Origin of the sequence: Brucella tritici (genome assembly GCF_008932295.1) — a bacterium.
GTDB lineage: Bacteria > Pseudomonadota > Alphaproteobacteria > Rhizobiales > Rhizobiaceae > Brucella > Brucella tritici.
Genome location: NZ_WBWA01000004.1, coordinates 149736 through 168251, shown reverse-complemented (window position 1 = coordinate 168251; position 18516 = coordinate 149736). Strand labels below are relative to the sequence as shown.

Below are 18516 nucleotides of genomic sequence, written 5' to 3'. Positions count from 1 at the left end.
TCATTCGCATGTTCAAATCCGCTTGCATTTGATACGGCACCTTACTATAAGGTACCGTATGGAAATAATCGAGCAAAAGCATCGCGCCCTTCTGGGTGAAATGGAACGCCGGCACAGTTCGTCCACCGACGCGCTGAAAGCCTGCTTTGAAGTTTTGTCACTTGCTGCAGCCATTGACCGGGATTGCGCCAACCGGCTGGCACCGCACAAGCTTTCGGAGGGCAAGTTCGTCCTGCTGTTTCTGCTGCACAATGCGCCTGGCGGCCTCTCGCCGCACGAGCTTTCAGAACGCGCAGGCGTCACGCGCGCCACCATCACCGGCCTGCTGGACGGGCTGGAGCGTGATGGTTTCCTCAAGCGCCACGCGGATAGCGAGGACCGCCGCAAGCTAACTGTCCGGCTGACATCCGAAGGGGTGCTGCTGGCGCAACAGCTTTTCGAACAACATACCGCATGGATTGCAAGCCTGATGAGCGATCTCTCGTCAGGCGAACAGCAGCTTCTCAGCACCTTGCTGCGCCGCATCTGGAGTCACACCGATGCCGGTCGCTCCTTCAAGATCAATGAAACCCTAAGGGATATGACATGACCTATTACCTCGCCGAGCTTTATTCCCCGAAATCAAGCTGGCACGCGCTCGATGCTGAAGGCAGGCAGGCCTTTTTTGAGAAAGTCGGCGCGGGTATGGGCGGTCTTGCGGCGCTCGGTATCGAGGCTTTGGCATTAGGTCCCGTCGACGCGACAAAGCCTTTTGCACCCGACCAGAGTTTCTTCGCCATCTGGCGTTTCCCGGACGAAGCAGCTCTCGACATGCTGATTGCCGGAATCACAGCCACCGGCTGGCATGATTATTTCGACACGATCAATGCGGCAGGTGCTGGCACCGACCTTCCCGGCCATCTGGCGCAACTGGCAGGCGTGCCTTTCAGGGAAGCCGCCTAATCCAAAACCGCTATCGCGATGATAGAACGTATCCCGAAAAGTGTGAAACGCCTACGCAAGGAAATCAGTCCACTGGACTGATTTCTGATCCCGCTTGACTCTTGCCTCGCTCGATTCAATACTAGAACATATAGAGAACAAAAGATGGAATCTAGACGTGAGCGGCATCGACATCGCGGCGCTGCGGCGCATGGTTACGACCATTGAAGGCAACGATCCGCAAGGTAGTTTTGCAAATCAGGGACAAACGGGCTTCGGGCGGGCACGCAGTTTCACGCTCGGCCTTGCCGGGGCGGATGCTGCCTTTCCGCATGGCCTTGCAGGTGATGCGCTGCATGAGGTTTTTGCCGAAAACCCCGGCGCGCATATGGCCGCGACCGGCTTTGCGCTGGCCTTTGCCGCCCGCGCGGCAGAACGTGCGGCAGACCCCCGGCGCCCGATTATCTGGATCGAGGAAGAAAGCGCTGCAAGTGAATATGGCGGGCTTTATCCGCCGGGGCTTCATGCCTTCGGGATCGACCCGTCGCGATTTCTGATCGTGCGCTGCCCTACGGCACAGGATGTCCTGAAGGCGGCAAACGACGCGCTGGAAGCTGGAAGCGGCGGCAAGGCCTCGCATCTTGTTTCCGGCGTCGTCGCCTCGGTGACAGGCCAGCCGAAATGCCTCGACCTGACTGCCTCGCGTCGTCTGCTTCTGGCAACAGAAACCGCGCAACTGCCCGTCATCCTGCTCAGGAGCCACCGGACGGCTGTGCAAAGCGCTGCCGTCAGCCGCTGGCGGGTGGCGCCCGCGCCATCCCGTTCAAGCGGAGCAAATGCACCCGGCAAGCCTGTCTTCTCGACGGTTCTGGAGCGCAATCGCCACGGCACATGCGGGCAATGGATCATGGAATGGAACAATGAAACCCTTGAATTTGATGCAAGAGAACGGGATGGCAGAACGTCTGTTTCTCGCCCTCTGGTTTCCGTTTCTACCGACCGACCGGCTTCGCATCAGCGCTCCGCCTGACGGCAAACCGCGCCTGCCTTTGGTGGTGACCGAGCGCACGGCCAATGCGCTACGCCTGACAGCGGTGGATGCGGCAGCGGCAAAGCTTGGCCTTTTTCCCGGCATGGCGCTGACGGATGCGCGCGCCCGCGTGGAAAGGCTTGAAGTGGCAGCGGCGGCACCGGAACATGATGCGGCATTGCTCAAGCGTCTTGCCCATTGGTGCGAACGCTACACGCCGCTTGTCGCCTTCGATGAGCCGCATGGGCTGATGCTCGACATAACCGGCTGCGCGCATCTTTTTGGCGGGCTCGACGCCATGCGTGCCGATGCAATCCTGCGTCTGGAACGGGCCAGGCTTGGCGTACAGGCGGCGATTGCCGATAACAGTTTTTCCGCGCGGCTTCTGGCACGGGGAACGAAGGGCGGTGTCTTCAGCAGGACAGAGGCCGACCGGCTGCTTCCCCGCCTGCCGCTCTCCGCGCTTGAACTGACGCAAGCTGCCGAAACCGGCCTCAAGCGCGCCGGATTGAAACGTATCGGCGATGTGATGGGGCTTCCGCGCGCAGCCCTCACCGCCCGTTTCGGCACCGATCTTGCCACCAGGCTCGACCGGCTGGCACGGCAGGAGCGCGCTCCGATTTCTCCCATGCGCATCATGCCGCTCAGTGCCGTCGAGCGCCGCCTGTCAGAGCCGGTTACCGCAATGGAACTGGTCGAACGCATCTTGCAGGAACTGGCGCAGGAGCTTTTTGCGCAACTTGAACCGGAGGGCAAAGGCGCGCTTCTGATTGAAGCCTCCTTCTTCCGTGTCGATGGCGAAGTGCGTCATATCCACATCGAAACCGGCCAGCCTTTGCGCAACGACGAGGTTTTTCTGCGCCTTGCACGTGAAAGGCTCAACGCCTTGACCGACCCGCTCGATGCAGGTTTCGGCTTCGACATGATCCGGCTGGCAGCGCTGCGCAGTGCGCCAATCGCCCAGCGCCAGACGGGGCTCGACCAGCATGAGGAAGATGAAGCGGGGTTCGGCCAGCTTGTCGACCGGCTTTCGGCGCGGCTTGGACAGAACCGCGTTCTCGTTTCCTTTTCGCGCAACACGCATATTCCCGAACGGGCCTTCGGCCTGCGCCCTGCCCTGCACACGAACGGGAAGGGCGAAGCCGATTACGAAAGCACGGCAGCACTTCCCCCATTGCTTCCCGGCGACCCGCCAGCGCGCCCCATAAAACTGTTTCGCCCGCCACAGTTGATCGAAAGCGTGGCGGAAGTGCCCGACAGTCCGCCTTCGTTCTTCCTGTGGCGACGGGTGCGCCATCATGTGCGCCTTGCCGAAGGACCGGAAAGGATCGAACCGGAATGGTGGCTCGCAATCGGTCACACGGTTCCGGAACTGCGCGATTATTACCGGGTGGAAGACGAGAACGGCCAGCGTTTCTGGATTTTCCGCGAAGGCCTTTATGACGGCGCCAATCATCCGCGCTGGTTTTTACACGGACTGTTCGCGTGATGGCTCATTATTTTGAAATGGCTGCTGCCAGCAATTTCTCCTTCCTGTGCGGTGCGTCGCATCCGCAGGAACTGGTAGCGCGTGCACATGAGCTTGGCCTGTCCGGTATCGGCATTGCCGACCGCAACACGCTGGCCGGCGTGGTGCGGGCACATGCGGCATGGAAGGATTTTCGCGACAAGAGCGATTTCCGGCTTTTCATCGGCTGCCGCCTGTCCTTCACCGACGGTACGCCGGATATGGTCGTCTATCCGCGTGATCGCGCTGCCTATGGGCAATTGTGCCGCCTGCTGACGGAGGGCAAGGTACGCGCTGCCATCAAGGGCGAATGCCATCTCGAATGGAGCGACCTGCTGTTTCGCGCCCGGCAGTTTCAGATCGCGGTCTTTCCGCCTGACGAAGACAGACCGGATTTTGCCGCTCGCCTGACGGAGATTGCGCAAGCAGCCCCCGGCTCGGTCTGGCTGGCGCTTGCCATGCCGCATCAGGGCCATGACGGACGTCGGGCCGAACGTATCGCCCGTTTTGCAGCCGAGGCCAATGTACCGCTGCTCGCCACCAATGACGTGCTTTATCATCATCCCGACCGCCGCGCGCTTCAGGACGTGCTGACGGCAACCCGCCACCACACGACTGTTTTCGCAGCCGGGCAGCTTCTCGAAAAGAACGCCGAACGCCACCTGAAACCACCAAAGGAAATGCTGCGGCTGTTTCGCGACTACACTGAGACCGTCGAAGCGACCGCCGATTTCGTCGCGCCCATCACCTTCCAGCTCGATGAGCTGAAATATGATTATCCCGACGAGCCCGTGCCGCCCGGCAAGACGCCGCAACAGCATCTGCATGATCTCACCTGGGAAGGTGCCGCCCGTCATTACGGCGCTAACAGCATCCCGCCGAAGGTGCAGGCGCTGATCCACAAGGAACTGGCGCTGATCGAAAAGCTGCAATATGCGGCCTATTTCCTCACCGTCTATGACATTGTGCGCTATGCCCGCGGAGAAGGCATTCTGTGTCAGGGGCGCGGTTCGGCGGCCAATTCCGTTGTCTGCTTCTGCCTTGGCGTCACCGGTGTGGACCCGACACAGGTTGACCTCCTGTTCGAGCGCTTTCTTTCGGTGGAGCGAAAGGAGCCACCGGATATCGACGTCGATTTCGAGCATGAGCGGCGCGAAGAGGTGATGCAATATGTCTATGATCGCTATTCCAGAGATCGCGCGGCCATTGTCGCAACCGTCATCAGCTATCGGTCCCGCAGCGCGATCCGCGATGTTGGCAAGGCGCTGGGGCTGACTGAGGATGTGACGGCAGCGCTCGCCAATACGGTCTGGGGCATATCGGGCGGCGGCATCGACAAGCAGCATATCAGACAGGCGGGTCTCGACCCCGACAATCCCATCATCCGACGCGCGGTGGAACTGGCCATCACGCTGATCGGCTTTCCGCGCCACCTGTCGCAGCATGTCGGCGGTTTCGTGCTCACCCGCGACCGTCTGGACGAGACCGTGCCCATCGGCCCGGCAGCGATGGAAGACCGCTCCTTCATCGAATGGGACAAGGACGATATCGATGAGGTGGGGCTGATGAAGGTGGATGTGCTGTCGCTCGGCATGCTCACCTGCATCCGCAAGGCTTTTGACCTCATTCACCAGCACAAGCCGCAGCTTTATGGTGGCGAAAAGCTGACGCTGGCGACCGTGGAGCAAAAAGACAAAGCCGTGTACGACATGCTGTGCAAGGGGGATTCGCTCGGCGTGTTTCAGGTGGAAAGCCGCGCCCAGATGAACATGCTGCCACGTCTGCGCCCGCGTGAGTTCTATGATCTCGTCATCGAGGTCGCCATCGTGCGCCCCGGCCCCATTCAGGGCGACATGGTGCATCCTTATCTTAGGCGGCGAAACGGACAGGAACCCTGCACCTTGCCATCGCCAGCGCCGGAATATGGGCCACCCGACGAGTTGCTGCAAATTCTCGGCAAGACCAAAGGCGTGCCGCTGTTTCAGGAACAGGCGATGCGCATTGCCATGGAGGCTGCAAAATTCACACCGGATGAGGCCAACCAGTTGCGCCGTGCCATGGCCACTTTCCGCAAGATGGGCACCATCCATACGATGGAGACAAAGATGATCGAAGGCATGGTCAATCGTGGCTACGACCGGACCTTTGCCGAAAACTGCTTCAACCAGATCAAGGGTTTCGGCGAATATGGCTTTCCCGAAAGCCATGCGGCAAGCTTTGCGCATCTGGTCTATATTTCCGCGTGGATCAAGTGCCATCATCCGGAAGTGTTCGCCGCCGCGCTTCTCAATTCCCAGCCCATGGGTTTTTACGCACCCGCCCAAATCGTGCGCGATGCCCGCGAACATGGCGTGACGGTGCTGCCCGTCGATGTGAACTTCAGTCACTGGGATAATATTCTGGAGGATACGCTCGATATTCGACCAGCGCTCCGGCTCGGCTTCCGCCAGATCGACGGCTTTTCCAAACGGGACACCGAACTCCTGATTGCCGACCGGCAGGAGCCTTACCGCACCATCGAGGACATGCATCGGCGGCTCCGGCTCGACCGGCGCGCCTTCACGCTTCTGGCCGATGCCGATGCCTTCGGCTCGCTCGATATCGACCGCCGCGCAGCACTTTGGGCCGTGCGCCGTCTGCCCAATGATGAAACCCTGCCGCTGTTCCGCGCCGCCGCAACCAGCGAACTGGCGGAGGAACCGCGCACAAAGCTTCCTGAAATGGCCGCCTCCGAGCATGTGATTGCCGATTACGAGACGACGCGGCTCTCTCTGAAAGGGCATCCGCTGCAATATCTGCGTGAGGGGCTGGCAGCGGAAGGCGTTTCAACCTGTCGTGCTGTGCAGGAAGGCGCCGACGGACGCCGCATGAAAGTGGCGGGCGTCGTCACCGTCCGCCAGCGCCCCGGCAGCGCCAAGGGCGTGGTGTTTCTCACCATCGAGGATGAAACCGGTATCGCCAATATTGTCGTCTGGTCGAAGATCATGAAGGCGTTTCGCCGCGAAGTGATGGGCGCGCGGCTGATCCATATCGAAGGTCGCCTCCAGCGCAGTCCCGAAGGGGTCGTGCATCTGGTGGCGTCAAAGTTGCAGGATCGTTCGGCAGCACTGATCGAGATGAGCGGACGCGAAGCGCAGCGCCTCGTCGCTCCATCCCAGATGGCGCATCATCCGCGGAATGTTAGAATAATGCCGAACTCCCGCGATTTTCATTAGGATTCAGCTTCTGACGGCCTGCAAATGACGTTTTACTGCGCTTCCGGTGCTCATGTACCTTAAAGTACATTCCGCTCCGGTTCTCGCAAACCACCATTTTCGGCACGTCATAAACTGAATCTGGGACACCGCCCTTTTCGCTAATTCCACGCGCCGACAAAGAACACCGCACAATAATGCAGTGCCGCGCCCACCACGACAAAGCCGTGCCAGATGGCATTCTGAAACCGCAGGCGCTCCCAGACATGGAAAATCACACCCAGCGAATAGACCATGCCACCGGCAGCAATCAGCCAGAAAACGGCTGGCGGCAGCGATTGCACCATGGTGTCATAGACCATGACGCCGCTCCAGCCGAGCGCCAGATAAAGCAGGATCGACAGCCGGTCGAAACGTCCCGGCATGAACAGTTTCAGCATGATGCCGACAAAAGCCACGCTCCAAACGAAGAGAAGCAGCGGCAGTGCGCGGTCGCCCATATGCATGGCAAAAGGCGTGTAGGTTCCGGCGATCAGAAGATAAATCGCCGAATGGTCGAAACGGCGCAGGAACCATTTGGTCGGCGAAACCGGCCAGATATTGTAGACAGCCGAAATGCCGAGCGCTGCCAGAAGGCTCGCGAGATAGACCCCCGACGAAATCGAGGTCGCCGCAGGCATGTTCGGCAGGAAATAGATCAGCATGGCAATGGCGCCTGCAAGCGCCATCCCGACACCCAGAACATGGATGACGCCATCGGCCCACAATTCGGCCCGGTCATATTTCCATTTGACTGGATGAGGCAGTCTTACTTTCATGAAATTTCCCTGTCGTCGATTCAGGACAGGAAACTGCCATCACTTTGCAGCGTCAAGATGACAGTTAGTTTATTGCCCCGCCGGTGCGTAGGAAGCCTGAATGGGAGCAACGCCGGGGAGCGGTGCTGCCCCGCCTTCCGGCAAGGATGCCGGTTGGATGGAAGCGGCTGCGTCACGGGTCGGTCCGCTGCGCTTCCAGCGTCCGTCGAGGCCGGTTTCCTGCAACAGTCCCTTGCGCTTGGCATCGTAATAATAGCCGCGCGCATAATAGCGGACTGCCTGACTTTCATCACCGCCTGCAACCTTATAGGCGCCGGACAGATAGCGAACCGCATATTTCAGATTGGTTTCCGCATCGAGCAGGCCCTTGGCCGCGCCCGTATATCCCATGCCGCGCGCGGTCGGATGGCTGATCTGCATCAGGCCCCAATAGGGTCCGTTGCGGGCACCCGGATTGAACCGGCTTTCGCGATGCACGACCCGGCGCACAAGGCGTTCCGGTACGTCATAGGCGACGGAATATTTGGTAATCAGCGCATCAAGTTCTTCCGGTGCATGATCCGGTGTCTCAAACGCCATATTGGCGGCAACCGATGCCGGCGAAGCGGCAGCCTGGGCACCCGCATAGGCCATCATCGGTTCGGATTGGCCACGAATGCCGGGAATGGGAACAACGGCAGGCAGGACCGGATCGGAAGGATCGGTCACGGCTGCGACGGTCTGCGTTCCGGCAGCAGCGCCTGCATCGGCGGTCGCCGTGCCTGCAGCATTGGCAGCGGCACCGGCCGCACTGCCTGCTGCGGAAGCAGTCTGGCTGGATGCATCGGTCTGCGTGATCAGCGCCGTTTTCACGGGCTTGCCGTCATTGGTTGTATTGCAGGCGCTGAGCGCCACGGCACAACCAAGAAGCATGAGGCCCTTGCGGACCAGATCAGCGGATGAAGAAGAGGAAAGCGCGTAACGCATGACCGGACCCGTTCTCAGGAATCGAAATCTTTTTCGATGCGTTTTTCAAGCTCGACCAGATCTTCAGGCAGAGGCAAACCACTGGCCCGCAGCGCATTGAGCTTCTCGCGAACCGTTTCACGGATTTCATGAGCGTCTTGCGGCTGATTCACCATTTGCTCGAAAAGCAGCGCAATTTCCGCCTTGATGTCCTCGAATGCCATCCAGATCCTCTTGGCTTTACGGGCATCGGAAAGCGCCCGTTTCAGTCAATATTCTTTCAGTCGATGAGGATCATGTACCATGCAAAAGACGGCAAACGGAAGCGCTAAACGTTAGGGCTTGGCCAAAATGAATATTTCAAATGGTAACAAAAAGATTAACGCACTCACACAATGCCTGGCAGCATCATATCTACCGCATTGAAATCCAAAGCGAAAATCCCGAGATCATCGAAGTCCAGACCGCCATTTGGATCGAAGAGATAAATGCTCATCCAGACGAGCGCGATCACGAGCAGAATTGCCAGAATCATCAGAATCAAAAGGCGTCGCCCGAGCGCGGTCTTGCGACCCGCTCCTTCCGGCGGCTGTTTGGCCATAGTCAATTGCTGCCTTGTTCAATCGTCATTGGTCGCGTTCAGTTCATCCGGCGGTGTGCCGTGTTCGGGCTCCGCCGACAGATAGCCCTCGCGCACCAGCCATTTGCGCAGGATCAGAGTCGTCGCCTCGGTCTGGTTGAGACCGGGATGCTTTTCGGCGATGAAGCGCTCCAAAGCGTCGTGCACGTCATCGGGAAGATAGATGCTCATTCATGCTCCTCCACGTGAAGAGAATCAGGCCACGGTAACGGTGAGGGTTGCCACGCCGTCGACCTTGCCTTCCAGACGGTCGCCGCGCTTCACCGGTCCAACGCCCGCAGGCGTACCTGTAAAGATAAGATCGCCGGGCTGCAGCTCAAAGAGCGAAGACAGGTAGGAAATGGTTTCCGCCACCTTCCAGATCATCTGGTTGAGGTCGCCCGACTGGCGGGTTGCGCCATTGATGGCGAGCGAAATCGCAGCCTTTTCCGGGTGACCGATTTCCGACACCGGCACAATGGCCGAACAGGGCGCAGAGTGCTCGAAGGCCTTGGCGACTTCCCACGGACGACCGGCCTTCTTGGCCACGGCCTGCAGGTCGCGGCGCGTCATGTCGATGCCGACGGCGTAGCCATAAACATGGTCCAGTGCCTTTTCGACAGCAATGTCGGTGCCGCCGGCCTTCAGCGCCACCACAAGTTCGATCTCGTGATGTACGTCTTCGGTCTTCGGCGGATAAGGGAAATCACCGCCCTCGATCACGAGGCTGTCCGGATTCTTCTGGAAGAAGAAAGGCGGATTGCGGGTCGGATCACCGCCCATTTCGATGGCGTGATCGGCATAGTTCTGGCCGACGCAATAGATGCGATGCACGGGAAAGCGCGCGTCCGTTCCCTTCACAGGCAAAAAAGGCTGCGGGGGCGGCGCAAAAACATAAGTCGTCATGGGGAACTATTCCGGTCGGAAACTGATGAAGCGATTTTCCCATCATGCAGACGCAAGCGCATCGCCGCAAGTCTTGAAAGGCGCAATTCCCTGTTATCGCCCGTCCGAGACCACGACAAAATCCGCCTTGCGCGACTGCGCCACCACGAGTTTGGCATTGGGAATGTCGTTGGAAAGGGCGCGGTTTCGGGCGGTTTCGGCATCGAAGCCGAAGCCGAGCCAGCGTTCGATCAGGCGGCGCTCCAGCTCTGCAAAGGGCACATCCAGATAGATCGTCATGTCGAAAAAGGGCGCGAGCTGCGCCCATGGCTGCCGATCGAGCAGCAGATAATTGCCTTCGACGAGAAGCACGCGATGCTCGGGGCCAACCACGGATGCGGCAGCGCGCGAAAGCTCCAGAGAGCGGTCAAAGACCGGAATGAAGATTTCGCCCTCTGCCTGTTTCAGACGCTGCAGCAACACTGCAAACCCGGCGCAGTCGAAAGTGGGCGGCGAACCCTTGCGGCTCAGCAATCCGCGCTGATCGAGAATCCCGTCATCAAGATGAAATCCGTCCATGGGCACGACGATGGACGGCGTTTCGCCGCCCTTGTTGAGGGCATGGAGCAGATAATCGGAAATGGTGGATTTCCCGGCTCCCGGCGGGCCAGCAATGGCCACGATCAGGCGCCCGTCGGTTTCCGCCAGCCGCGCAAGAATTTCCGAAGGCAGGGCTTCGCGCTCAATAGGCGTCATGTCCGGTTTCCGTGATTCGTCCTGCCACCTTATCAGAAGCTCAATACCAGGGCGCTGAGATGCTAACGCATGACGCCCTGAAATTGCTCAGTCGCCGCACGGGCTTAACCAAATTCGATGAGTCAAACTCATCGAGTTTTGGTTAAGCCGCTTCCTTCGGCCTCATCGCGCCAGTCATCAGCGCCACGGCATCCGACATGGAATATTCCTTCGGGTCGATGACCGTCAGGCGGCGTCCGAGCCGGTGAATGTGGATGCGGTCGGCAACCTCGAACACATGCGGCATGTTGTGCGAGATGAGCACGATGGGCATGCCGCGCCGCTTCACATCCTGAATGAGTTCAAGCACGCGGCGCGATTCCTTGACGCCAAGCGCCGCCGTCGGCTCGTCCATGATGACCACCTTGGAGCCGAAGGCGGCGGCACGCGCCACCGCAACGCCCTGACGCTGGCCGCCCGAAAGGGTTTCCACCGCCTGGCCGATGTTCTGGATCGTCATCAGGCCCAGTTCGGACAGTTTTTCGCGCGCGATCTTTTCCATCGCACCGCGATCCAGCATGCGGAACAGCGAGCCAAGCGGCCCCTTGCGGCGGATTTCACGACCCAGAAACAGATTGTCGGCGATGGAAAGCGCAGGCGACAAAGCAAGGTTCTGATAGACCGTCTCGATGCCCGCCTGCCGTGCTTCCATCGGCGAATGAAAGCTGACCGGCTTGCCGTCGAGCAGGATTTCCCCCTCATCCGGCTTGATCGCGCCGGACAGCGCCTTGATGAGGGAGGACTTGCCTGCGCCATTGTCGCCGATGACCGCGAGGATTTCGCCCGGATAAAGATCGAAATCGGCATGGTCGAGAGCCGTGACGCGACCATAGCGCTTGACCAGCCCCTTGGCGGAAAGAACAGGCGTGGTGTTCGTTTTCATGCGGCAGCCTTTCTGATCCACTGGTCGATGGCGACGGCGGCAATGATGAGAACGCCGATCAGGAGATAGGTCCATTGCGGATCGGTGCCCCACAGGCGCAGCCCCAGCGAAAACACGCCCACGATCAGCGCGCCGAACATGGTGCCGAGAATGGAACCGCGCCCGCCGAAGAGCGAAATGCCGCCGATCACCACGGCGGTGATGGATTCGATATTGGCGAACTGGCCCGCTGTGGGTGAAACGGAACCGAGACGACCGATCATCGCCCAGCCTGCAAGCGCGCAGATGATACCGGCCAGCACATAGACCGACATGAGGATCGGCTTGACCGAGACGCCGGAAAGCTGTGCCGCTTCGGGATCGTCGCCAATGGCATAGACGTGCCGTCCCCAGGCGGTGTGGTTCAGCACATACCAGAACAGCAGGACCAGAAGCACCATGGCAATGACGCCATAGGTGAAGACCGCGCCGCCAATGCGAATGCTCTCGCCGAAGAATTGCAGGATCGGTGCTTCAGCCGTGATTTCCTGCGCGCGGATCGTCTCATTGGCGGAATAGAGGAAGTTGGTGGCGAGGATAACCTGCCACATGCCGAGCGTCACGATGAAGGGCGGCAGGCGGACATAGGCCACCAGAAAGCCGTTGATGAAGCCGCATAGCGCGCCGGTGGCAAAGCCGCACAGAACGGAAAGTTCGGCGGGAAGCCCATAGCGGAAGGTGAACTGGCCCATCACCACCGATGACAGGACCATGATGGCGCCGACCGAAAGATCGATACCTGCCGTCAGGATCACAAGCGTCTGCGCCACGGCGATGATGCCGGTGATGGCGACCTGCTGCAAAATGAGCGTCAGCGCAAAGGCGGAGAAGAACTTGCCGCCAAGCGTGATGCCGAATACCAGCAGCGACAGGACGAGCACGATCAGCGGCACGGCAGCGGGATTGTGATGCAGGAAATTCCGCATCCGATAAAGCACCGACTGGTCGCCCGCATCGAAGGAGGCGACATCAGCCGTACTCTGCGCCAGCGTCTTTTCATAGTCCTGCATGGACGGTTTTTGTGCAGCGGAAGCCGCCTGTGGCTCACTCATGTCTGTCTCCTGCCTTCACCTGCAGAAAGATCCGGCAGACCTTCCGATCTGCCGAACCTGAGTTTCAGAAAGGGCTCAGCCCCAGCACTTGTCGAGTGCGGTCTTGGTGTCGATGGACGGAACGCCTTCAACCGGCTTGTCGGTGACAAGCGACACGCCCGTATCGACGAAGTCCTTGCCTTCGGTCGGCTTCGGCTTTTCACCCGTATCTGCGAACTTCTTGATCGCCTCGATGCCGAGTGCCGCCATCTGCAGCGGATATTGCTGCGAGGTCGCGCCGATCACACCGGCCTCGACATTCTTCACGCCGGGGCAGCCGCCATCGATGGAAACGATCAGCACGTCCTTTTCGCGACCGACGGCCTTCAGCGCCTCATAGGCACCGGCGGCGGCAGGTTCGTTGATGGTGTGGACGACGTTGATGTTCGGGTCCTTCTGGAGAAGGTTTTCCATCGCGCGGCGTCCGCCTTCTTCATTGCCGTCAGTCAGGTCGCGACCGGCAATGCGCGGATCATCCTCGTCACCGAGCTTGGTCTTGTCCTTCGGATCGATGCCGAAGCCGGTGGCAAAACCCTGATCGCGCAGAACATCGACGCTCGGCTGCGATGCGGTGAGGTTGAGGAAGGCCACATGCGCGTCCTTGGCCTTGTCGCCGAGCGTCGCCGCCGCCCATTTGCCGACCAGCTCACCGGCAAGGAAATTGTCGGTGGCAAAGGTTGCGTCAGCCGCATCGGCAGGCTCAAGCGGCGTATCGAGCGCGATGATGAGCGCGCCTGCGTCGCGCGCTTTCTGGAGCGACGGCACGATGCCCTTGGTGTCGGAAGCGGTGATGAGAATGCCCTTCGCGCCATCGGCGATGCAGGTTTCGATAGCGGCTACCTGGCTTTCGGAATCGCCGTCGATCTTGCCTGCATAGGTCTTGAGATTGACCCCAAGCTCCTTGGCCTTGGCGATGGCGCCTTCCTTCATCTTGACGAAGAACGGGTTGGTATCGGTTTTTGTGATGAGGCACGCGCCGACATCGGCGGCATTGGCCGAACTCAATGGAATGGCGGCAGCGCCAAGCGCGAAGGCAGCAAAGGCTGCCGACAGAACTGTCTTCTTCATGGACTCCTCCCAGATTGAAACCGGTCCTCTTCCCCCGGCAGAAGAGAAGCAAAACACGGCTTCAAAACAGAGTCAATTAATAAATCCACTTGATTTATTAATATACTGTGTCACTCTGGGAGACGGAGGAGAGAGGACCGGCAAAGCGAACAGCAGGCTGGTCGTTTCATTACGTGGTCCATCTTAAACGTTTGTTTTTATTTCATATCCCTTGCAAAGAGGGCTTTTTCTCCTTCGATGGTTGGTTTAGGAATTCCGGCATTCCATGGCTGCATTTTGAGATTGCATTCCATGGCACGGAATCTGGGAGAGGCTATGGTCAGGCATAAAGTTGAAGGCGAACCAGACAGCGGGTCTGCCGATATGCTTTCCGACACGCTGTCAGGCACTCTTTCCGGCACACTTTCTGGCACTCCGGGGCCTGCCATGCTGCAATTTGCCGGGCCGGGCGCGAGCGTCAATCGCGGTTCAAACCAGATCGGCGTGCGTGCCTATAATGAGCGGCTGGTCCTGGCGCTTGTACGCAGGCATGGCCAGCTCGCCCGCGCCGACATTGCCCGCCTGACCGGGCTTTCGGCGCAGACGGTTTCCGTCATCATTCGTGCGCTGGAAAAAGACGGCCTCATTACGCAGGGCGAACGGGTGCGCGGTCGTGTCGGCCAGCCTTCCATGCCGATGCGCCTTGCCGCCGACGGGGTTTTCTCCTTCGGTCTCAAGATCGGGCGGCGCAGTGCGGAAATCATCCTGATGGATTTTCTGGGAGCGATCCGCGAACGGCGGCACATTACCTATCGCTGGCCTGTGCCGGGTGAAATCCGTCGCTTCGCCGTCGAGAGCGTCGCCGCTTTCACGGCAGCGCTCGAACCGGCCAAGCGCGACCGCATTGCGGGGCTCGGCATCGCATTACCCTTCGAATTGTGGAACTGGGTCGAGGAAGTGGGTGCACCTGCCGAAGATCTCGATGCATGGCTTGGCGCCGATCTGGTCAGCGATTTCGCCAAGGCGTTTTCGTTTCCGGTCTTCGTGCAAAATGACGGAACGGCAGCTTGCGGCGCGGAACTGACCTTCGGTCGCGGGCCTGAATTCACCGACTTCGTCTATTTCTTTATCGGCTCGTTCATCGGCGGCGGTGTGGTGCTGAACAACACGCTCTATCCGGGCCGCACCGGCAATGCGGGCGCGCTCGGCTCCATGCCGATGCGGATGCGCGGCACGTGGGAGCGCGGCGAAACCTTACAGCTCATCGATACGGCCTCGCTGTTCGTCCTCGAACGCATGTTGCAGGAGCGGCATCTGCCTTCCGACGATCTGTGGCTTTCACCGGAAAACTGGCGCAACTTTGGTACGCCGCTCGACGAATGGGTAGCGCTTGCCGCACGCGGGCTGGCCCATGCAACGGTAGCTGCCGCCTCCGTGATCGACTTTCCCGCCGCCGTCATCGATGGCTGGTTGCCGGGCAATGTGCGTCACCGCATCGTGGAAGCGACCCGCGTGGAGCTTTCATGCCTCGACTTGCAGGGCCTGCGCGCGCCGAAGATCATCGAGGGCAAGGTTGGTGTCCATGCCAAGGCGATGGGCGCGGCAAGCCTGCCGCTTTCCAACCGCTACCTGTTCGACCAGAGCGTCCTGTTCAAGGATGCAGGCTAGAACCCTTGATGGCCTTGTCGATATCCTTCTTGGGGCCATAAAGCGCAAGGCCGACCAGATCGGGCGCGTCGGCATTATCCGCCTTGAATACAGCGCGGTTGGCAACGTCATGCCCGGTCTCAAACATGGCGCGCACATAGGGCGCACGGATGAGATCGCGCTGGATCGATTGTTGCCATGCCCGTTGCAGGACATCCGGTGTTGCCGAGAAAATCAGCATCGGCTGGCCGAGCAGACGCGTATGCCTGCGGCCTGCCGCATCCTCATAAGGCTCGCCCATGGCGTGCGGCACAGCGCCGGATATGCCGGTCGCGATAAAGGCGGTCACGTTCAGCTTCTGCCAGACAGGCAGATCATGCAGGACAAGAATGGCTACTTTTGTATCGAAAATCATGAGCTTTTCCTCTTTTCGAGGACAGGCCTAACGGCTTTTCACCGCAATTTCTGGAACGTTTGTGCGTCCCTTGCGATAAGCGGCGGGCGTCATGCCATAGGCGCGGCGGAACCAGCGCCCCATATGGCTCTGGTCGGCGAAACCGCTGAGCGCAGCAGCTTCCGCTGGCGCTACTTTTTCACGCAAAAGACGCCGCGCTTCGGCAAGGCGCAACTGCACCAGACAGGCATGTGGCGAGGTGCCGTATTCACGCCGGAACCCGCGTGAAAGCTGGAAACGGTCGGCAGCCCCAACCGCTTCCGCCAGTTCATCGAGGCCGAACTCCTCATCGAAGCGCGCCCGCAGACAGTCCATCGCGCGGGCTGCGACCGGATGCGGAGCCCCCCCTTTTTCTGTCACGTCCTGCCCAAGATGCCGGGCAAGGTGGTTCGTCACCTGATCACGGCAATCTTCGATCATCAGTTGCGGCGCTTGCAGAAAAATAGCTTCACAGGCGCGGGCGACCGCATGAAACAACTGTCCGTCATCGGCCAGCGTTTCGCGAAAGCCGATATGCGCATCATTGCCGCCCATTGCGCTTCTGACCAGTGATTGCGGCATATAAAGCATGTTATAGGCAAAACCGTCCGCCGCGACCGCCTGCCCGTCATGGCGTTCGCCCGGCTCGATGAGAATCACCCGCCCCGGCGTGCTCTGCCGTCGCCTGCCCCGGCAGAAAAAATCCTGCACGCCCGCATGGGTCACGCCGACGAGCCATTCGTCATGAAAATGCATGTCATAGGCATGGCTGTGAAAACGGGCCGCCACGGCTTCCAGGCCGGTGGTATCGTCGCGTTTCAGCCGCATCACATCGCGCGGGCCATTGATGGGGCGAGTATTGTCGGTCATGGCAGAATTTGTAGCATGGCCAGAGACAACCACACAGTTTGTTATTTTCAATCAATAAGTTTGATCTATGTTGTCTTGCAATGACCGCAAATGCCAACACATTGACTGCTTAATTCATTTAATCGAACGGGAAAGATATGACCGTCAAGACAATCGCCACCACGCCGTACCAGGACCAGCAGCCGGGCACTTCAGGCCTGCGCAAGAAGGTTCCGGTTTTCCAGCAGCCCAATTACGCTGAAAACTTCATCCAGTCGGTTTTCGACGTGCTGGAAGGTTTTGCCGGCAAGACGCTCGTGGTCGGCGGCGACGGACGCTATTATAACCGCGAAGTGATCCAGAAGCTCATCAAGATCGCCGCCGCCAATGGCTTCGGGCGCATCATGGTGGGTCAGGGCGGCATTCTTTCTACGCCTGCCGCCTCCAACATGATCCGCAAATACAAGGCTTTCGGCGGCATGATACTTTCGGCAAGCCACAATCCCGGCGGGCCTACGGAAGATTTCGGCATCAAGTACAATATCGGCAACGGCGGACCGGCACCGGAAAAGATCACCGAGGCGATCTTCGCCCGCTCGAAAGTGATCGACCAGTACAAAATTGCCGATGTCGCAGATGTCGATATCGACAAGATCGGCACGAGCCGGATCGGCGATACCGAAGTCGTCATCTTCGATCCCGTTACCGATTATGCCGAACTGATGGAAAGCCTGTTCGACTTCGACGCCATCCGCGCGATGATCAAGGGCGGCTTCGGTCTCAAATTCGATGCCATGCATGCGGTGACCGGGCCTTATGCCAAGGAAATCTTCGAGCGCCGTCTCGGCGCACCGGAAGGCAGCGTCGTCAATTTCGTGCCCCTGCCGGACTTCGGCGGCCATCATCCGGACCCGAATCTCGTCTACGCAAAAGATCTCTATGATCTGCTGATGTCCGACCATGCGCCGGATTTCGGTGCGGCTTCCGATGGCGACGGTGATCGCAATCTCATCATCGGGCGCGGCATCTTCGTCACGCCGTCCGATTCGCTCGCCATGCTGGCCGCCAATGCGCATCTGGCGCCGGGCTACAAGGACGGCATCAAGGGCATCGCCCGTTCCATGCCGACCAGCGCCGCCGCCGACCGCGTGGCTGACAAGCTCGGCATCGGCATGTTTGAAACACCGACGGGCTGGAAGTTCTTCGGCAATCTGCTCGACAACGGCAAGGTCACGATCTGCGGCGAGGAAAGCTCCGGCACCGGGTCCGACCATGTGCGCGAGAAGGACGGCCTGTGGGCAGTGCTGCTCTGGCTCAATATTCTGGCGGTGCGCAAGCAGAGCGTGAAGGATATCGTCGAAGAACATTGGGCACGTTTCGGGCGCAACTATTATACCCGCCACGATTATGAAGCAGTCGATTCGGATATCGCCAAGACGCTTGTGTCCGATCTGCGCAGCAAGCTTGCAAGCCTGCCCGGCACGACCGTCAATGGTCTCACAATCGAGAAGGCCGACGACTTCGCCTATCACGATCCGGTCGACGGCTCGATCAGCGAACATCAGGGCATCCGCATCTATTTCCCGGATGGCGGTCGTGTGGTGCTGCGCCTGTCCGGTACAGGCACATCCGGCGCAACGATCCGCATCTATATCGAGCGCTATGAGGCTGATATAGCCCGGCACAATCTCGACACGCAGGAAACACTGGCCCCATTCATCGACGCGGCAGAACAGATCACGCAAGTGAAGAAGCGCAGCGGGCGGGCGGAGCCGTCGGTGGTTACTTGATTAGGGCAGTAGGGCAGTAGGGC

19 protein-coding genes are annotated in these 18516 nt (G+C 59.6%); 7 read left to right on the top strand and 12 right to left on the bottom strand.

From position 1 onward, the window contains the following. The first annotated feature begins 58 nt into the window (after window positions 1-58). The 5 genes from F9K91_RS06595 to F9K91_RS06575 all read left to right on the top strand — a co-directional run bounded on the left by F9K91_RS06595 (window position 59) and on the right by F9K91_RS06575 (window position 6673). Window positions 59-589 carry a MarR family winged helix-turn-helix transcriptional regulator gene (locus F9K91_RS06595; RefSeq protein ID WP_151556595.1) on the top strand — a complete coding sequence of 177 codons (531 nt, stop codon included), beginning with the start codon at window positions 59-61 and terminating at the stop codon, window positions 587-589. Continuing rightward, entirely contained in the window at window positions 586-942 is a 357-nt protein-coding gene (locus F9K91_RS06590; RefSeq protein WP_109989204.1) for a DUF6616 family protein, read from the top strand. Before F9K91_RS06595 ends, F9K91_RS06590 begins: the two co-directional genes overlap by 4 nt. A 157-nt stretch (window positions 943-1099) precedes the next feature. After that, window positions 1100-1951, top strand: a complete 852-nt coding sequence (locus F9K91_RS06585) for an ImuA family protein (RefSeq protein ID WP_151556597.1) — start codon at window positions 1100-1102, stop codon at window positions 1949-1951. Next, window positions 1887-3440, top strand: coding sequence for a Y-family DNA polymerase (locus F9K91_RS06580; RefSeq protein WP_151677508.1), 1554 nt, complete (start codon window positions 1887-1889; stop codon window positions 3438-3440). Before F9K91_RS06585 ends, F9K91_RS06580 begins: the two co-directional genes overlap by 65 nt. Next, window positions 3440-6673, top strand: a complete 3234-nt coding sequence (locus F9K91_RS06575) for an error-prone DNA polymerase (protein ID WP_151677479.1) — start codon at window positions 3440-3442, stop codon at window positions 6671-6673. Before F9K91_RS06580 ends, F9K91_RS06575 begins: the two co-directional genes overlap by 1 nt. A gap of 140 nt (window positions 6674-6813) precedes the next feature. Here F9K91_RS06575 and trhA read toward each other — a convergent pair whose 3' ends face one another. From trhA to F9K91_RS06525, 10 genes are all read right to left on the bottom strand, one after another. After that, entirely contained in the window at window positions 6814-7470 is a 657-nt protein-coding gene (gene trhA, locus F9K91_RS06570) for a PAQR family membrane homeostasis protein TrhA (RefSeq protein WP_151677478.1), read from the bottom strand. Window positions 7471-7539: 69 nt separating this feature from the next. Continuing rightward, entirely contained in the window at window positions 7540-8436 is an 897-nt protein-coding gene (locus tag F9K91_RS06565) for a lytic transglycosylase domain-containing protein (RefSeq protein ID WP_151677477.1), read from the bottom strand. 14 nt (window positions 8437-8450) lie between these two features. Continuing rightward, on the bottom strand, window positions 8451-8639 hold the full coding sequence (locus F9K91_RS06560; RefSeq protein WP_061344759.1) for a hypothetical protein: 189 nt from the start codon (window positions 8637-8639) through the stop codon (window positions 8451-8453). 164 nt (window positions 8640-8803) lie between these two features. Then, the gene (locus tag F9K91_RS06555) at window positions 8804-9016 is read right to left on the bottom strand and encodes a hypothetical protein (RefSeq protein ID WP_151645800.1); all 213 of its coding nucleotides are present in this window, start codon (window positions 9014-9016) and stop codon (window positions 8804-8806) included. An 18-nt stretch (window positions 9017-9034) separates the two neighbouring features. After that, window positions 9035-9226 (bottom strand): ribbon-helix-helix domain-containing protein, encoded by a 192-nt coding sequence (locus tag F9K91_RS06550; protein ID WP_061344757.1) that lies wholly within the window; start codon window positions 9224-9226, stop codon window positions 9035-9037. A gap of 24 nt (window positions 9227-9250) precedes the next feature. Then, window positions 9251-9940: a fumarylacetoacetate hydrolase family protein gene (locus tag F9K91_RS06545; protein WP_151677476.1), complete on the bottom strand. Its 690-nt coding sequence runs from the start codon at window positions 9938-9940 to the stop codon at window positions 9251-9253. A 93-nt stretch (window positions 9941-10033) separates the two neighbouring features. Next, window positions 10034-10675, bottom strand: coding sequence for a nucleoside/nucleotide kinase family protein (locus F9K91_RS06540; protein WP_151556603.1), 642 nt, complete (start codon window positions 10673-10675; stop codon window positions 10034-10036). A 142-nt stretch (window positions 10676-10817) separates the two neighbouring features. Beyond that, complete coding sequence (locus F9K91_RS06535; protein ID WP_061344754.1) at window positions 10818-11597, bottom strand: ATP-binding cassette domain-containing protein; 780 nt, start codon at window positions 11595-11597, stop codon at window positions 10818-10820. Further along, window positions 11594-12688 (bottom strand): ABC transporter permease, encoded by a 1095-nt coding sequence (locus tag F9K91_RS06530; protein ID WP_151677475.1) that lies wholly within the window; start codon window positions 12686-12688, stop codon window positions 11594-11596. The genes F9K91_RS06535 and F9K91_RS06530 overlap by 4 nt, the downstream gene beginning before the upstream one ends. A gap of 75 nt (window positions 12689-12763) precedes the next feature. Then, window positions 12764-13795 carry a sugar ABC transporter substrate-binding protein gene (locus tag F9K91_RS06525; protein WP_061344752.1) on the bottom strand — a complete coding sequence of 344 codons (1032 nt, stop codon included), beginning with the start codon at window positions 13793-13795 and terminating at the stop codon, window positions 12764-12766. Window positions 13796-14158: 363 nt separating this feature from the next. Between F9K91_RS06525 and F9K91_RS06520 the strand changes: the two genes are divergently transcribed. After that, window positions 14159-15442: an ROK family transcriptional regulator gene (locus tag F9K91_RS06520; RefSeq protein ID WP_412842147.1), complete on the top strand. Its 1284-nt coding sequence runs from the start codon at window positions 14159-14161 to the stop codon at window positions 15440-15442. On the opposite strand, the gene F9K91_RS06515 is transcribed toward F9K91_RS06520, so the two are convergent. Further along, complete coding sequence (locus F9K91_RS06515) at window positions 15426-15836, bottom strand: DUF2000 domain-containing protein (RefSeq protein ID WP_151677473.1); 411 nt, start codon at window positions 15834-15836, stop codon at window positions 15426-15428. The two genes, F9K91_RS06520 and F9K91_RS06515, sit on opposite strands and share 17 nt — an antisense overlap. A 27-nt stretch (window positions 15837-15863) precedes the next feature. Continuing rightward, on the bottom strand, window positions 15864-16724 hold the full coding sequence (locus F9K91_RS06510) for an AraC family transcriptional regulator (protein WP_151677472.1): 861 nt from the start codon (window positions 16722-16724) through the stop codon (window positions 15864-15866). A 137-nt stretch (window positions 16725-16861) separates the two neighbouring features. Between F9K91_RS06510 and F9K91_RS06505 the strand changes: the two genes are divergently transcribed. Beyond that, window positions 16862-18493, top strand: a complete 1632-nt coding sequence (locus F9K91_RS06505) for an alpha-D-glucose phosphate-specific phosphoglucomutase (RefSeq protein ID WP_151677471.1) — start codon at window positions 16862-16864, stop codon at window positions 18491-18493. Window positions 18494-18516 lie beyond the last annotated feature (23 nt).

What these genes read in the sequence shown, in the direction of transcription:
- F9K91_RS06505 (WP_151677471.1), top strand. Translation starts at nt 16,862, where the DNA reads ATGACCGTCAAGACAATCGCCACCACGCCGTACCAGGACCAGCAGCCG.
- F9K91_RS06590 (WP_109989204.1), top strand. Translation starts at nt 586, where the DNA reads ATGACCTATTACCTCGCCGAGCTTTATTCCCCGAAATCAAGCTGGCAC.
- F9K91_RS06550 (WP_061344757.1), bottom strand. Translation starts at nt 9,226, where the DNA reads ATGAGCATCTATCTTCCCGATGACGTGCACGACGCTTTGGAGCGCTTC.
- F9K91_RS06575 (WP_151677479.1), top strand. Translation starts at nt 3,440, where the DNA reads ATGGCTCATTATTTTGAAATGGCTGCTGCCAGCAATTTCTCCTTCCTG.
- F9K91_RS06545 (WP_151677476.1), bottom strand. Translation starts at nt 9,940, where the DNA reads ATGACGACTTATGTTTTTGCGCCGCCCCCGCAGCCTTTTTTGCCTGTG.
- F9K91_RS06525 (WP_061344752.1), bottom strand. Translation starts at nt 13,795, where the DNA reads ATGAAGAAGACAGTTCTGTCGGCAGCCTTTGCTGCCTTCGCGCTTGGC.
- F9K91_RS06565 (WP_151677477.1), bottom strand. Translation starts at nt 8,436, where the DNA reads ATGCGTTACGCGCTTTCCTCTTCTTCATCCGCTGATCTGGTCCGCAAG.
- F9K91_RS06560 (WP_061344759.1), bottom strand. Translation starts at nt 8,639, where the DNA reads ATGGCATTCGAGGACATCAAGGCGGAAATTGCGCTGCTTTTCGAGCAA.
- F9K91_RS06515 (WP_151677473.1), bottom strand. Translation starts at nt 15,836, where the DNA reads ATGATTTTCGATACAAAAGTAGCCATTCTTGTCCTGCATGATCTGCCT.
- F9K91_RS06540 (WP_151556603.1), bottom strand. Translation starts at nt 10,675, where the DNA reads ATGACGCCTATTGAGCGCGAAGCCCTGCCTTCGGAAATTCTTGCGCGG.
- F9K91_RS06520 (WP_412842147.1), top strand. Translation starts at nt 14,159, where the DNA reads ATGCTTTCCGACACGCTGTCAGGCACTCTTTCCGGCACACTTTCTGGC.
- trhA (WP_151677478.1), bottom strand. Translation starts at nt 7,470, where the DNA reads ATGAAAGTAAGACTGCCTCATCCAGTCAAATGGAAATATGACCGGGCC.
- F9K91_RS06555 (WP_151645800.1), bottom strand. Translation starts at nt 9,016, where the DNA reads ATGGCCAAACAGCCGCCGGAAGGAGCGGGTCGCAAGACCGCGCTCGGG.
- F9K91_RS06530 (WP_151677475.1), bottom strand. Translation starts at nt 12,688, where the DNA reads ATGAGTGAGCCACAGGCGGCTTCCGCTGCACAAAAACCGTCCATGCAG.
- F9K91_RS06595 (WP_151556595.1), top strand. Translation starts at nt 59, where the DNA reads ATGGAAATAATCGAGCAAAAGCATCGCGCCCTTCTGGGTGAAATGGAA.
- F9K91_RS06510 (WP_151677472.1), bottom strand. Translation starts at nt 16,724, where the DNA reads ATGACCGACAATACTCGCCCCATCAATGGCCCGCGCGATGTGATGCGG.
- F9K91_RS06535 (WP_061344754.1), bottom strand. Translation starts at nt 11,597, where the DNA reads ATGAAAACGAACACCACGCCTGTTCTTTCCGCCAAGGGGCTGGTCAAG.